We start from the raw sequence: 14,029 nt of genomic DNA, 5'->3' as shown, positions 1-14,029 counted from the left end.
TGATCTGTAACATCTAGGGTCGATTTTGCCGAGTTACTGTTACAGATCGAGATGTTTGTGGGAGTCACCGCAAAGGTGCCTGTCCCCTTTGCGGCGGTTTTGGGCTGCGAATCTTAATATTGCCACATGTGGTTGACAGGGCCGGAGCCTTTGCCCATGTTCAGGCCGGCGGCCAGAGCGCCTGTCAGGTATGCCTTGTCCGCGTTGACGGCATCGGCAAGATCCATACCCTGGGCCAGCGCGCAGGCGATGGCGGACGAGAGCGTGCAGCCGGTGCCGTGTGTGTTGTCGGTCTCGATGCGCTTGTGGCGGAACCACGTGGTGAGTGGATCTCCCAGATGGTTGCCCTCGTCATCGAGTGGCGCGGGTTCGGCCAGTACATCGTTGGCCTCGTTGACAAGATGTCCACCCTTAACGAGGGATGCGCAACCAAAGCGGCGGGTGAGGAGCATGGCAGCATTTTGCTGCGTGCGCTCGGAGTCGACCTCGTAGTCGAGCAGGGCCATGGCCTCGGGAATATTGGGTGTGATAACCGTCGCTAGCGGGAACAGGCGGCGGGTGAGCGCCTCGGCGGCATCTTCGGCAATCAGCCGCGCGCCCGAGGTGGCTACCATGACGGGGTCGACGACCACGTTTGTCGCGTTCCAGGCGCTCAGGCGGTCGGCGATAACATCGATAATCTCGGCAGAGGAAACCATGCCAATCTTGACGGCGTTGGGGCGGATATCGTCAAAAACGGCATCGATCTGCGCCGCGACAATATCCGGGGAGATGTTCTGCACGGCGGTGACGCCCAGGGTGTTCTGTGCGGTGATGGCGGTGATGGCCGTCTCGGCATACAGGCGGTGCGCCGTGATGGTCTTGATGTCGGCCTGAATGCCGGCGCCACCGCTGGAATCGGATCCTGCGATGGATAGAACGGCAGGTACCTTACTGCGATCCATGTTCGCTCCCTTGTTCGGTCGGAATCAAATGGGTCTATAAGCCAGCATTATAAAGATGCCCGGGCCGACTCTATGTCGAACCCGGGCGGGCGATGCAATCTTTACGCAAATGCAAGCAAATGTTCACACGTCAACAATTGACAGGCACCGGCTCGCCGCCAGAAGCGGCCGCGGCGACAGGGCTAGTCCTCCATGCCAAGGTCGATCGTGGTGCCCTCGAAGATCTTGTTGACGGTTCGGACGGCGCACATCTTGCCACACATGGTGCAAGTGCCCTCGGTGGCGGCGGGGGACTCCTCATAGCGCTTCTTGCCCGTAACCGGGTCGAGCGCGCACTTCCACATGGCGTCCCAGTCGAGCTTGCGGCGTGCCTGGCCCATCCTGTCGTCCATGCCGCGGGCGTGGGGCACCTTCTTGGCGATATCGGCGGCGTGTGCGGCGATCTTGGTGGCCATGAGGCCGTCGAGCACATCCTGGGCGTTAGGCAGGCATAGGTGCTCGGCCGGTGTCACGTAGCACAGGAAGTCGGCACCGGAGCTGGCGGAGATGGCGCCGCCGATGGCGGCGGTGATGTGGTCGTAACCCACGCCGATATCGGTCACCAGCGGTCCGAGCACATAGAACGGAGCATTGTGGCACAGGCGCTTCTGCAGTTTCATGTTGGCGGCGATCTCGTCGAGCGCCATGTGACCCGGGCCCTCGACCATGACCTGGACGCCGGCGGCCCAAGCGCGCTTGCACAGCTTGCCCAGCTCGATCATCTCAGCGGTCTCGGTGGCGTCGTTGGAGTCGTAGAGACAGCCCGGGCGGCAGGAGTCGCCGAGCGAAATCGTCACGTCGTACTCGTGGCAAATCTCGAGCAACTCGTCGTAGAACTCATAGAACGGGTTCTCGTTACCGGTGACCTCCATCCAGCCAAACAGCAGTGAACCGCCGCGGCTCACGATGTTCATCAGGCGGCCGGTCTCCTTAAAAGTCTTGGTGACCGACTTGTTGATGCCGCAGTGGATGGTCATAAAGTCCACGCCGTCCTCGGCGTGCGCGCGCACGACCTCGAACAGGTCGTCCTTGGTGAGCTTGACCAGCGGCTTTTCCATGTAGCCGATGGCGTCGTACATGGGGACGGTGCCCACCATGAGCGGCGTCTCGTCGATGAGCTGCTGGCGGAACTGGCGCGTCTTGCCCGAGTTGGAGAGGTCCATGATGGCGTCGGCGCCGTAGTCCTCGGCGATCTTGACCTTCTTCCATTCCTCGGCGGCATCGGCCTTGTCGCCCGAGATGCCCAAGTTCACGTTGACCTTGGTGGACAGGCCTTCACCGACGCCAAAGGCGCGCATGCCTTTTTTGATGTGCACGATGTTGGCGGGAATGGCGATACGGCCGTCGGCCACGCGCTCGCGGATGTACTCGGGGTCGCGATGCTCGCGCTCGGCGACTTCCTTCATCTGCGGCGTGATCTGCCCGGCACGGGCGAAGTCGATTTGCGTGACGAGCTTGGGCTCGGTCTGTGTGCTCATTGGCACGGCTCCCTTCGTTGGCATTACCCATATCAGGTTTGCGGGTCAGGGCGGGCGCGCCCAGTCTCAGCCTGCCGTCTTGTCCTGCAAGCTCCCCGTTTATGTAATGGGCTCAAGTATAGCTCGAATGGGTACGATTGGCCTAACGAGCGTGCCTGTGGGGAGGCGTACATGGAAGACAAGCATCTATATCGAGAGACACAATGGGATGTATCGGCCGAGGAAAGCCGTGCGCACCATGGGTTGGTCGCGATTGGTTTTGCGGTGCTTGCCGTGCTGGTGATTGCCTTTTGTATCTGGACGTTTGGTGGTCGCGGCGGCGCTGCATGGGAGTTCGAGGCCGACGATGCCCTGCCGATCATGACAGTGAAGGTTACGGGCGGCAATACCGTTGCCGCGCCGGGCGACTATTGGTATCCGCGCGACGAGTTTGTGCAGCTGCAGCTGAGCGGCGGGTCTATTCCGGGCGAAGAAATCGAACGCGTGACGTTTGATGCGACGCTCAAAACGCTGACGGTGAAGCTCAAAGATCAAGGGGACGTGCCCACGACCATGGACATTGCGCTGACGGAATGGCGCTTGGAGCCCCCGGCGGGCGCTGCGGTATCCGAGGTGGAGCACGTTAAGATTACCTACCAAGATGGCTCGACGAGCGAGATTGCAAAGGCCGATGGCTTGGCGGAGTAACGAGGTGTTTGGAAACGGCGGGTCTATTGTGCCTGCGCGTTCATGAAAACCAGGGTGTTTTTGTCTGAAAGCTCGGGAAAGTGGCGATAGCCAACATCGAACGCGGTGAGCCCGCTTACATCCTCGAGCTTGTTTTCTGCCATCCAGCGCACCATGGAGCCGCGCGCCTTTTTGCTGGCGGTCGAGCGCTGGATGGGCTTGCCGTTGCGAATGCCTTCGCCAAAGAGGCATGTGACGGCCGTGGCGTCGCACGCGAGGCAGGGCAGAACGGCTTTGGCATACTCTATGCTGGCGAGGTTGACGATCGTGATGTTGGAGCCCGCCGGAGCGATGGCCCGTGCGAGCTTGTCGCCCCAAAACGCGTAGAGGTCTCGGGCATCGTCGACGGCAAGCTTCGCGCCCATCTCCAGCCGATACGGTTCAACGGCATGAAAGGGGCGTACGCATCCGTAAAGGCCCGAGAGGATCCACAGATGGTCTTGCAGCCATGCGAGCTGCGCGGAATCCATCACCTCGGGTGCCATGCTCTGGTATTGAATGCCGTGATAGGACATGACGGCAGGGGAGAGGTGGCGGGCGAGTGCGGGATTGTCGAGATCGCTCTTATTCAGGATGGGCCGGAACTCATGCAGGGTGTTGAGGCAAGGCCCCAGCAGTTTGTCACTCACGTTCCAGAGCGCCTGCAGGCCACCGCTGCCTTCATTCCGCTCGATATCTAGCAGTGCGCGGTGGAGGTGAGCCGTCTCGTGCGCAAAAGGTGGAATGCCCAGGACTTCAAAAGCATCTTGGGCCGCACGCATCTGCTTGGCGGGCGAAATGATGACCTGCAGCATGGACTCTCCTCTGCCAAAAAGGAAGTTGCGGTGGAATACGGTCTGTTTTGGCCGTTTATGGGCCAGTTTAGTCCGTATTTCACCGCAACTGATGAAGGGTTGGTTAGGCGCGCTCGATGAAGGCCTTGTAGCCGCGATAGGCCTCGTAGATGTCGGCCTTGTTGGCGACCTCCCACAGGGCGTGCATGGACAGGACGGCAACACCGGAGTCGATGACGTTCATGCCGTACTTGGCCATGATGTAGGCGATGGTGCCACCGCCGCCCGCGTTGACGCGGCCGAGCTCACAGGTCTGGAAGTCCACGCCCGCCTCGTCCATGATGTCGCGGATGAGGGCCACATACTCGGCGTCGGCGTCGTTAGAGCCGCCCTTGCCGCGGCTGCCCGTGTACTTGTTAAAGCACAGGCCGCGACCCATAAAGGCTGCGTTCTTGGTTTCGAACTTGCCGGCGTAGCCCGGGTCGAAGCCGGCGGACACGTCGGAGGAGAGCATGCGGCTGCGGGCGAGCGCGCGGCGCAGGGCCAGCGGGCTATCCTCGCCGGCGAGCGTCATGATCTCGGCGACGGTGTTCTCGAAGAAGCGGCTCGTCATGCCGGTGGCACCCACGGAACCGATCTCCTCCTTGTCTACGATGAGTGTGATGCTCGTGCGCTCCACGTTGGCGACGTTGATCTGGGCGAGCATGGACGGATAGGCGCAGACACGGTCGTCGTGGCCATAGCCCAGAATCATGGAGCGGTCGAGGCCCATGTCACGGGCGGGGCCGGCGGGCACGACCTCGATCTCGGCGGAGAGGAAGTCCTCCTCCTCGACGTCGTACTGCTCCTTGAGGATATCCAGGAACATCTGCTTGACGGGCTCCTTGGGAGCGTCCTTGTCGTCCTCGTCAAACTTGACGGGGCGGCCGCCCACGATCACGTCGAGGATCTCGGCGTCGACGGCGTCCTTGGCGGGCTTGGCCATCTGCTCGCTCGAGAGGTGGATCAGCAGGTCGGAGATGGTAAAGACCGGGTCGTCGGCCTTGTCACCGATGTTGATGTCGACGGTGGTGCCGTCCTTTTTGCAGATGACGCCCACGAGTGCGAGCGGGGAAGCGACCCAGTGGTAGCTCTTGACGCCGCCATAGTAGTGCGTGTCGAGATAAGCCATGTCGCCGGCCTCGAAGGCGGGGTTCTGCTTGAGGTCCAGGCGCGGCGAGTCCACGTGGGCGCCCAGGATGTTAAAGCCCTGCTCGAGCGGGGCGGTGCCCAGGTTGACGAGCATGAGGTCCTTGCCGTGGTTGGCGGCGTACACCTTGTCGCCGGCCTTGAGCGCGCGGCCCTCGGCGATCACGGTCTCCAGATTGACGTAGCCCGCCTCCTCGGCCATCTTGATACCGGCCTTGACGCACAGGCGCTCGGTCTTGTTCTCACTCAAAAACTGCTTATAGCCGCGGCAAAGCTCCTCGAGCTCCTCGATCTGCTGTGGCGTGTACTTTTTCCATGCGCTGGGACGCTCCATGACGCAGGCTCCTTTCGGATCGATCGTGCTGGTTGATGTACCGTGAGCCATCGTATCACGCGCGGGCCCGCGGCGGCAGGGAAGCCTGATGTGCGGTGGCCGCGGGGCGGGGAGCGTGTAAACTGGTGTGAGCAAACCGTGCCCAGCCCAAAGCGAGGTATTCAATATGTCTGAAAAGCGCCGTACCTTTGCCGTCATCGACGGCAACTCGCTCATGCATCGCGCCTTCCACGCCGTGCCGCCGACCATGAACGCGCCGGACGGTCGCCCCACCAACGCGATCTTTGGTTTTCTGAACATGTTCCTCAAGATGATCGATGCCTTTAATCCCGACGGCGTTGTCGTGGCGTTTGACAAGGGCAAGCCGCGCGTGCGTATGGAGATGCTGCCGCAGTACAAGGCGCAGCGCCCGCCCATGGACCCCGACCTGCACGCGCAGTTCCCCATGATCAAGGAGCTGCTCGCCGCGCTCAACGTGCCCATTTTGCAGTCCGAGGGCTGGGAAGGCGACGATATCCTGGGAACCATGGCGCGCCTGGGCGAGGAGGCCGGCTGCGACATGCTGCTGGTGACCGGCGACCGCGACATGTATCAGCTCGTGACCGAGCACGTCAACGTGGTCTCGACTCGCAAGGGCCTGTCCGACGTGGCGATCATGACGCCCGAGAGCGTGGACGACCTGTATCACGGCATCACGCCGGCGCTCGTGCCCGATTTTTATGGTCTGAAGGGCGACACGTCCGATAACATTCCCGGCGTACCGGGCATCGGCCCCAAAAAGGCGAGCGCGCTCATTGCGCAGTACGGTAGCCTGGACGAGGTCATCGCGCATGCTGACGAGGTCAAGGGCAAGATGGGAGAAAACCTGCGCGCACACATCGACGACGCGCTGCTGAGCCGTAAGGTGGCGACCATCCGCACCGATGCACCCGTTGAGCTCGATTTTGAGGCGACGTCCTTCCCGGCGTTTTCCGCCGATGAGGTTTCCGCGGCGCTGGGCACGCTTGGTATCACCGCCATGCAGAACCGTTTCTTGGCGCTGATCGGCGGCGAGGGCGGGGCAGCTGCCAGCACGTTTGAGATTCCCGCCGTTTTGCGCGCAGCCGCCGGCGATGCTGGCGCGCTTGGTGCCGTTGCGGCTGAGGTCTCCCGCGTGATTGATGCCGGCGAGTGGGTCGCCGCCGTGGTGGACGATGACAAGGAAGAGGGCGCGCTCTTTGGGCTGACGCGCACGCTGTGGTTGGCGACGTCCAAGGGCCTGTTTGCGCTCGAGGAGGGCGACAGCGGTGCGGCGGCTGAGGTTGAGGGCTTCAACTTCGCCCACGGCGTGATTGCCGGCGTGCTCGCGCGTCTGTTTATGGAAGGCCGTGTGGCGAGCCCGGATATGAAGGCGCTTTTGCATGAGCTTTCGCCCATCGATTCTTCTGAGCTCGAGCTCATGGATCCGCTGGCAGTCGATTCCACGCGCATCTTCGATACCGTTGTTGCCGCCTACCTGTTGGATTCCGACCGCTCCGAGTTTGACGAGGTGTATCTGGCCGATACGTATCTGCAGATGGCGCTGCCTGCGGCGCGCGGCGCAGAGGGTGCTGGCGAGGACGCTCCTGCGCCCGCCGCTCGCACGGCGGCCTTGACGCTGGCGCTGGTTGCACCGCTGCGTGACCGCATGGCCCGCGAGAACGCCGCCAACGTGTTCGATGGCATCGAGATGCCGCTCGTTCCGGTGCTTGCCAAGATGGAGCGCGCGGGCATGCTCGTGGATCCCGACCGCCTGCACAGTCTGTCCGAGGGTCTGGCGACCCAGATTGCCGAGGTCGAGCGGAGCATTCGCGATCTGGCCGGCGACGAGGCCTTTAACATCGGCAGCCCCATGCAGCTCTCGCACGTGCTGTTTGATGTTATGGGGCTTCCGACCAAGGGCCTCAAAAAGACCAAGCGCGGCTATTATTCGACCAACGCCAAGGTGCTGAGCGACCTTGCCCGCGACCATGAGATCGTGCGCCTGATTTTGGACTGGCGTGAGAAGTCCAAGATTAAGTCGACCTATCTGGACACGCTAGGTCCGCTGCGCCGTGGTGACGGGCGTGTGCACACCACGTACAACCAGACCATCACCGCGACGGGACGTCTGTCTTCGAGCGACCCCAACCTGCAAAACATTCCGACGCGCTCGGAGCTGGGACGTACCGTCAAGACGGCGTTCTCGGCAGGCGAGGGCAGCGTCTTTTTGGCGGTGGACTACTCACAGATCGAGCTGCGCCTGCTCGCGCATCTTTCGGGCGACGAGCATCTGGTGCGCGCCTTTAACGAGGGCGAGGACTTCCATGCCGAGACGGCCGCGCGCGTATTTGGCGTGCCGGTGTCCGAGGTGACGCCCGACCTGCGCAGCCGCGCCAAGGCCGTGAACTTCGGCATCGTGTATGGTCAGCAGGCTTACGGTCTGTCGCAGTCGCTGCATATCTCGATGGCCGAGGCGCGCGACATGATTGACCGCTACTACGAGGCATACCCGGGCGTACGCACGTTCCTCGACAACGTGGTGGCGCGTGCCAAGCAGACGAGTTACGCCGAGACCATGTACGGCCGTCGTCGCCATATTCCCGAGCTCAAGGCCAAAAATCCGCAGCTCCGCGGTTTTGGCGAGCGCACGGCCATGAACCACCCCATGCAGGGAACCGCGGCCGACATCATCAAGATCGCAATGGCCCGCGTAAGCAGCCGCCTGGAAGAAGAGGGCTTTGCCGCTCACATGATCCTGCAAGTGCACGACGAACTGGACTTTGAGTGCCCCGTCGACGAAGTCGAGCGCCTCACCGCCATGGTCCGCGACGTCATGGAGCACGTAGTAGGCCTCCGCGTACCCCTCATTGCCGAAGCCAGCACCGGCATAACCTGGGCCGACGCGAAATAGGAAAGCACTCGGTAAGGCAGGCTCGCCCAAGACGCAAGCCCCCACATACTTAAGATTTGGGACAAACACTACTGATTAATTTGTCCCACAGTAACCAAAACAGAGGGGAGCCCCTCCCAACAAGGAGCTCCCCTCTGCTCAAATCATTTCAGCTAAGTATCTAGACACTCAAGACGCCATCTTGGCGCCCGGCCGGGTCCGACGAGCCACGTTAACGAGCCGCCAAGATGGCGTCGATGAGCGTCAGTACGCCCCCGTCGTTGTTGCTCGGAATGCGCCATTTAGCATGCGCGTTCATGTGCTCCTCGGCATTGTCCACGATAAAGCTATGCCCGACGCGCTCCAGCATGGGGATGTCGTTGTAGGTGTCGCCCACGGCGGCAGCATCGGCAATATCGATGCCCAGGTGCTCGCACAGGTGCGCGACGCCGGCGCCCTTGTCGACGCCCAGGTTCATAAAGTCGATCCACTCGCGCCCGGCGTTGGTGACGTAGAGCTTGTCCGAGAACTCGGGGTTATAGGTCTCGCGGAAAGCGGGCTCGGCGTCGTAGGCGGGGAAGAAGATCGAAATCTTGTTGGACTCGATATCAAGGCCCTCAAAGCTATCGACGTAGTTGATCGTGTTGTAGTACACGCTGATCTCGTCGTGGTACTGATGGTCGCGGGCGAGCACATAGAACTCGTCGTAGCAGCACAAGACGGGAACGGCACGCGGGTCCTCCGAGGCACGGGCGAGCACCTGCTGATACAGCGCCACATCGATGTTGCTCTTATAGATATAGCTGCCGCGATAGATGACGCAGGCTCCGTTGTCGGGACAAAAAGCAAGGCGGTTCTTAATGCTCTCGAACATTTCCTCGAGTTTGGGGGCGGGGCGTCCGCTGGCGGGGCAGAATACAATGCCTGCGTCGGCGAGCTTGTCCAGGCGCTCATCAAGACCCTGCGGCAACACGCGCTTGTCGGTGAGTAGCGTCTTGTCCATGTCGACGGCGAGAATCTTAATGCTTCCGATATTGGTGTCCGATTCGTAAGTTTGCATAAAAGCGCGCCTTTCGTTTCGAAATTGTTTCAGACGTTATAACCATCAACCAGTAACTGAGCGTATTGTCGCAGGAACGGAGCGTATTTGCACCACGCTTCACAAAGTAATGAAAAAACTTTTCAGAAATTTGAATTTGTCGCTTGTGCTGCGGGCACTTTAGCGTAATATAGCGACCATCGAAAACGGAGACGGAAATACAACCGCTTACCGAAGAAAAGGTACCGTTTACGATATTAGAATTGCGCCCGGCGATAGGTGAAAGGAGAGGCAGATGCAGTTCGTAAAGATCATCACCACTGCAGATAATGCCATCCGACGCCAGCGCGCAATTTCCCGACGACGATAGCAATCGTCTCTGTTCGTATGGGGTGAAATGCCCCAACAGAGTCATTTTGAGGTCGTTGGGTTTTAGCACGATATAAACGCATGTTTCTAGGGCATGCTGTGCTGCTTTTTGCTATTTAACCTGATATTGCACGGTTTTTTGACCTCGAAATGACTTGCAGCTGACCGATGTTCTAACTAGCTACCAAGGGCGAAAGGAAACAGCCATGAGCAAGGAAAAAGTCGTTCTCGCATATTCCGGTGGTCTTGATACATCCGTATGTGTCAAGTGGCTCCAGGACGAGAAGAATCTCGATGTCGTTTGCGTCTGCGGCAACGTGGGCCAGGAGGAGACCGGCTTGGATGCCAAGAAGCAGAAGGCGCTTGACCTGGGCGTTCTCGATTGCCAGGTGCTCGACCTGCGCGACGAGTTCTCCGATGAGTTCCTGACTAAGGCCATCGCCGCAAACTCCATGTACGAGAACAAGTACCCGCTGCTCTCCGCGCTGTCTCGCCCGCTGCTCGCCAAGAAGCTTGTCGAGGTCGCTCACGAGTTTGGCGCGACCTACGTCGCCCACGGCTGCACCGGCAAGGGTAACGACCAGGTTCGTTTTGAGGCTGCCGTCAAGGCCCTCGACCCCGAGCTTAAGGTTATCGCCCCGGTTCGCGAGTGGGATCTGAAGTGCCGTCCCGATGAGGTTGCCTATGCTCACGCCCACAACGTGCCGGTTCCCGAGGGCGCCAACGACAACCCCTATTCCATCGACGACAACCTGTGGGGTCGCGCCATCGAGTGCGGTCACCTGGAGGATCCCTGGAACGAGCCGCTCGACGACGCCTGGGTTATGACCAAGAACCCCGAGGACACGCCGGACACCCCGACCTGCACCGAGATTGAGTTTGAGGCGGGCAAGCCCGTCGCCGTCGATGGCAAGAAGATGAAACTCTCCGAGATCGTCATCGCCCTCAACAAGATTTCGGGTGACAACGGCTTTGGCCGTCTCGACCTGGTCGAGGATCGTCTGGTGGGCCTCAAGAGTCGCGAGTGCTACGAGGTTCCTGGCGCCCTGACGCTCATCACCGCCCACAAGGCGCTCGAGGACATCTGCGTCGAGGGCGACCTGCTCAAGACCAAGATTAAGCTCGAGCAGGATTGGGCCACCGCCGTGTACAACGGCCAGTGGTACAGCCCGCTCAAAAACGCGCTCGATGCCTTTATGGCCGACACCCAGAAGTTCGTGACCGGCACCGTCCGTCTGAAGTTCTTTAAGGGCAACTGCCATGTCGTCGGCCGCAAGAGCCCGTTTAGCCTGTATGACTACGGTCTGGCTACCTACGACCGCGACACTACGTTTGACGAGAAGGCCAGCGCCGGCTTTATCGAGATCGATACGCTGTCGCTCAAGACGTGGGCTAAGGTCCAGGGCCCCAGCTCTGCTGCCGCCCAGGCCTAGCGCCTCCTTCCTTTGGTATCCGCGCGGCCCATCCGCGTGATACATAACGGGCGCATGGGGTCCCTACCTTTCGTTATGCTTGCTGACACTTCTTAACATCGGTGGCCCCTACGTTCCGCCCGCATATATGATGCCGCGTCTGCGGCTGAGTCCGAGCCCCGCCGGGGTTGTCCGGCGGGGCTCCTCCTATCAATTTGACGGCCCTGCGCCTATATATATGGGGAGTATCCATTATGTTCAATGCTATCGCGCATGCTTTACTTGCCCTCGCGCCCGAGTTCGATGCTGCAAAGGTCGAGGACGTTCCTATGAGCCTAAAGGCCTGGATCGATGGTTCGCAGGGCAACATTCGGAGGGAGACGTTGGGCGCCAAGTGCATGGCGCGTCACTTCTTTGCAAATTAGCTATATGGCCTCGCACATGGTGGGGAATATACAAAACTAGCGGTTGAGAAATCGCTTTAGCGACAGGGCGCATTGCTTTGGGCGCTTGTTTTGGGATTTGATGAAAGGGGACGGTTCCATGGCTCTTTGGGGCGGTCGTTTTGAGGCAGGCGTGGCCGAGGTCACGCAGGAGTTTGGCGCGTCGTTGCCGGTTGACAAACATCTCTATAAGCAGGATATCGCCGGATCTAAGGCACATGCCAAGATGCTGGCGGCCCAGGGCATTATCAGCGCCGAGGACGAGCAGGCGATTGCCGAGGGCCTGACCGGAATCGAACAGGATATCGATGCCGGCAACTTCACCTTTGATATCAACGACGAGGACATTCATATGTCCATCGAAAGCGAGCTGACGCGTCGTATCGGCGAGGCTGGCAAACGCTTGCATACTGGGCGTTCGCGCAACGACCAGGTGGCGACCGATACGCGCCTGGGCGTCAAGGCGCTGGCCAAGGAGCTCATGGAGGCCAATCTTGAGCTGCGCCATGTGCTGGTGGATGCGGCCAAGAAGTACGACAAGGTGATTCTTCCGGGCTACACGCATATGCAGCACGCTCAGCCCGTGCTGCTCTCGCATCATCTGCTGGCGTATTCCTGGATGTTCGCGCGCGACTTTACGCGCCTGAAGGCCGCCTTTGATGCCGCCGACAACTGCCCGCTGGGTGCTGCCGCGCTTGCCGGTACGAGCTATCCGCTCGATCGCCAGATGACGGCTGCCGAACTTGGCTTTGCGGGCGTGATTCCCAACTCGCTCGATGCGGTTTCCGACCGTGATTTCCTGCTCGATCTGCATTACGCCGGATCCGTCATGGCGATGCACCTGTCGCGTCTTTCCGAGGAGATCGTGCTGTGGTCGAGCTCCGAATTTGGCTTTATCACGCTTTCAGACTCCTACTCCACCGGCTCGTCCATCATGCCGCAGAAGAAGAATCCCGACTTTGCCGAGCTTATCCGCGGTAAGAGCGGTCGCGTGTACGGCAACCTGGTGCAGCTGCTGGTGACCATGAAGGGCCTGCCGCTCGCTTATAACAAGGACTTGCAGGAGGACAAGGAGGGCGCGCTCGATACCGCTCACACGCTCATGCAGTGCCTGTCCGTTATGGCCGGAATGATTTCGACCTGGACCGTCAACGAGGATGCCATGGCGCGCGAGTGTGGTGTGGGCCACTTGGCAGCCACTGATGTTGCCGATTACCTGGCAAAGCGCGGCCTGCCGTTCCGCGAGGCACATGCCGTGGTGGGTCATCTTGTCCTGATGTGTGAGAAGCGCGGCTGCAATCTTGAGGACCTGCCGTTTGAGGTGTTTCAGGAGGCAAGTCCGCTCTTTGAGCGCGACATTACCGAGGCACTCGACATCCCGTCGATTGTCGCCGCGCGCACGACCGAGGGTGGTACCGCCCCTGCTGCCGTTGCCGTGCAGTTGGGAAGCGCCGAGGCGCAGCTCGCGGCCGATGAGGGTGTGTTTGGCTCGTTATCCAAGGTCGTCGAGATGGGCCACGGAGCTAATTAGCTTATTGGATGCGTCTGTCTGGTGTGTTCATCATATTTTGCCTTTACGGGTGCCCGCTATGGTGGGCACCCGTTTTGTTATAGAGAAGGAAGGAGCTTGTCGAGAACTTCTGTAGGACATTTGCGCAGGTTGTGAAGGGGGTGCGTTCACGGGCGACAATCGACCGCCCGTTCTGTTCGTTGCAGTTGAAAGTGGGACGGATGGTACTCTAGTCGGGCTTCGAAACAGAAGTGACACATATGGAGCGCTTTAATAAATAATAACGCTTCAATAAACGGCTTTTTGTTTAACTGCAGCTAGAACTCTGTTACGATGCAGTCCGGGCGGGTGCCGGAATGGGACTTGGGCACGCGCGAACCTACTTGAAAGGCTACCTTATGGCTATCGAGAAGACCTTCATCATGATTAAGCCCGACGCCGTGCGCGATCGCAAGATCGGCGAGATCGTTGCTCGCATTGAGCGCAGCGGCCTTGTTATCGAGCGCATGGAGATGACCACGCTCGAGCGCGCTACCGTCGAGGAGCACTACGCCCATCTGGCCGACAAGCCCTTCTTTGGCGGTCTCTGCGACTTTATGACGAGCGGTCCGGTCGTCAAGATGGTCGTTTCCGGCCTCTCCGCTGTCTCCAAGATGCGCACCCTTATGGGCGCCACCAACCCGCTTGATGCTGCCCCCGGCACCATTCGCGGCGACTTTGCTGTCGATGTCAACGCCAACGTGATCCACGGCTCCGACTGCCTGGAGAACGCCGAGATCGAGATCAAGCGCTTTTTTGGCTAAACCAGCTTTGACTCCTTAAAGCTGTTAGCGTGTGGCTTGGGCGCCGCGGAACTTCATCCGCGGCGCCCTTTTTATTCCAGT

At 60.2% G+C, this 14,029-nt stretch carries 11 protein-coding genes and 1 riboswitch; of the genes, 6 read left to right on the top strand and 5 right to left on the bottom strand.

Going from position 1 to position 14,029, the window contains the following annotated elements:
- Positions 1–113 precede the first annotated feature (113 nt).
- The gene (gene thiD, locus DXD16_RS03495; protein ID WP_117655135.1) at positions 114–944 is read right to left on the bottom strand and encodes a bifunctional hydroxymethylpyrimidine kinase/phosphomethylpyrimidine kinase; all 831 of its coding nucleotides are present in this window, start codon (positions 942–944) and stop codon (positions 114–116) included.
- Between the two features lie 182 nt (positions 945–1,126).
- Positions 1,127–2,461, bottom strand: coding sequence for a phosphomethylpyrimidine synthase ThiC (gene thiC, locus DXD16_RS03490; RefSeq protein ID WP_117655134.1), 1,335 nt, complete (start codon positions 2,459–2,461; stop codon positions 1,127–1,129).
- Positions 2,454–2,569: riboswitch (TPP riboswitch) on the bottom strand. (Overlaps the previous gene by 8 nt.)
- 63 nt (positions 2,570–2,632) lie before the next feature.
- Here thiC and DXD16_RS03485 point away from each other — a divergent pair.
- Positions 2,633–3,148, top strand: coding sequence for a hypothetical protein (locus tag DXD16_RS03485; RefSeq protein ID WP_117786656.1), 516 nt, complete (start codon positions 2,633–2,635; stop codon positions 3,146–3,148).
- A 23-nt stretch (positions 3,149–3,171) separates the two neighbouring features.
- On the opposite strand, the gene DXD16_RS03480 is transcribed toward DXD16_RS03485, so the two are convergent.
- Together DXD16_RS03480 and DXD16_RS03475 are read right to left on the bottom strand one after the other, a co-directional pair.
- Complete coding sequence (locus tag DXD16_RS03480) at positions 3,172–3,981, bottom strand: YaaA family protein (RefSeq protein WP_117655132.1); 810 nt, start codon at positions 3,979–3,981, stop codon at positions 3,172–3,174.
- Positions 3,982–4,084: 103 nt separating this feature from the next.
- Entirely contained in the window at positions 4,085–5,482 is a 1,398-nt protein-coding gene (locus tag DXD16_RS03475; RefSeq protein ID WP_117655131.1) for an aminopeptidase, read from the bottom strand.
- Positions 5,483–5,648: 166 nt separating this feature from the next.
- Between DXD16_RS03475 and polA the strand changes: the two genes are divergently transcribed.
- The gene (gene polA / locus DXD16_RS03470) at positions 5,649–8,393 is read left to right on the top strand and encodes a DNA polymerase I (RefSeq protein ID WP_117655130.1); all 2,745 of its coding nucleotides are present in this window, start codon (positions 5,649–5,651) and stop codon (positions 8,391–8,393) included.
- A 211-nt stretch (positions 8,394–8,604) separates the two neighbouring features.
- On the opposite strand, the gene DXD16_RS03465 is transcribed toward polA, so the two are convergent.
- Positions 8,605–9,432: a Cof-type HAD-IIB family hydrolase gene (locus DXD16_RS03465; RefSeq protein WP_117655129.1), complete on the bottom strand. Its 828-nt coding sequence runs from the start codon at positions 9,430–9,432 to the stop codon at positions 8,605–8,607.
- A 554-nt stretch (positions 9,433–9,986) separates the two neighbouring features.
- On the opposite strand from DXD16_RS03465, the gene DXD16_RS03460 reads away from it, so the two are divergent.
- The 4 genes from DXD16_RS03460 (at position 9,987) to ndk (ending at position 13,948) form a co-directional block, all read left to right on the top strand.
- On the top strand, positions 9,987–11,213 hold the full coding sequence (locus DXD16_RS03460) for an argininosuccinate synthase (protein WP_117655128.1): 1,227 nt from the start codon (positions 9,987–9,989) through the stop codon (positions 11,211–11,213).
- Between the two features lie 233 nt (positions 11,214–11,446).
- Positions 11,447–11,617, top strand: coding sequence for a hypothetical protein (locus tag DXD16_RS10290; RefSeq protein WP_156058436.1), 171 nt, complete (start codon positions 11,447–11,449; stop codon positions 11,615–11,617).
- A gap of 118 nt (positions 11,618–11,735) precedes the next feature.
- A complete protein-coding gene (gene argH, locus DXD16_RS03455) occupies positions 11,736–13,166 on the top strand; it encodes an argininosuccinate lyase (RefSeq protein ID WP_117655127.1) in 1,431 nt (476 codons plus the stop codon).
- A 377-nt stretch (positions 13,167–13,543) separates the two neighbouring features.
- Positions 13,544–13,948: a nucleoside-diphosphate kinase gene (gene ndk / locus DXD16_RS03450; protein WP_055251725.1), complete on the top strand. Its 405-nt coding sequence runs from the start codon at positions 13,544–13,546 to the stop codon at positions 13,946–13,948.
- The last annotated feature ends 81 nt before the right edge of the window (positions 13,949–14,029 follow it).

It is taken from the genome of Collinsella sp. TF11-5AC (assembly GCF_003436775.1).
In the GTDB taxonomy this organism is placed as follows: domain Bacteria; phylum Actinomycetota; class Coriobacteriia; order Coriobacteriales; family Coriobacteriaceae; genus Collinsella.
The sequence above is the reverse complement of the archived record's forward strand: the minus strand, read 5'-3'. Positions and strand labels throughout refer to the sequence as shown.

Bases quoted from the DNA above. Each gene is read 5' to 3' on its own strand.
- thiC (WP_117655134.1), bottom strand. From the start codon at position 2,461: ATGAGCACACAGACCGAGCCCAAGCTCGTCACGCAAATCGACTTCGCC.
- DXD16_RS03460 (WP_117655128.1), top strand. From the start codon at position 9,987: ATGAGCAAGGAAAAAGTCGTTCTCGCATATTCCGGTGGTCTTGATACA.
- DXD16_RS10290 (WP_156058436.1), top strand. From the start codon at position 11,447: ATGTTCAATGCTATCGCGCATGCTTTACTTGCCCTCGCGCCCGAGTTC.
- argH (WP_117655127.1), top strand. From the start codon at position 11,736: ATGGCTCTTTGGGGCGGTCGTTTTGAGGCAGGCGTGGCCGAGGTCACG.
- DXD16_RS03480 (WP_117655132.1), bottom strand. From the start codon at position 3,981: ATGCTGCAGGTCATCATTTCGCCCGCCAAGCAGATGCGTGCGGCCCAA.
- DXD16_RS03485 (WP_117786656.1), top strand. From the start codon at position 2,633: ATGGAAGACAAGCATCTATATCGAGAGACACAATGGGATGTATCGGCC.
- DXD16_RS03465 (WP_117655129.1), bottom strand. From the start codon at position 9,432: ATGCAAACTTACGAATCGGACACCAATATCGGAAGCATTAAGATTCTC.
- ndk (WP_055251725.1), top strand. From the start codon at position 13,544: ATGGCTATCGAGAAGACCTTCATCATGATTAAGCCCGACGCCGTGCGC.
- thiD (WP_117655135.1), bottom strand. From the start codon at position 944: ATGGATCGCAGTAAGGTACCTGCCGTTCTATCCATCGCAGGATCCGAT.
- DXD16_RS03475 (WP_117655131.1), bottom strand. From the start codon at position 5,482: ATGGAGCGTCCCAGCGCATGGAAAAAGTACACGCCACAGCAGATCGAG.
- polA (WP_117655130.1), top strand. From the start codon at position 5,649: ATGTCTGAAAAGCGCCGTACCTTTGCCGTCATCGACGGCAACTCGCTC.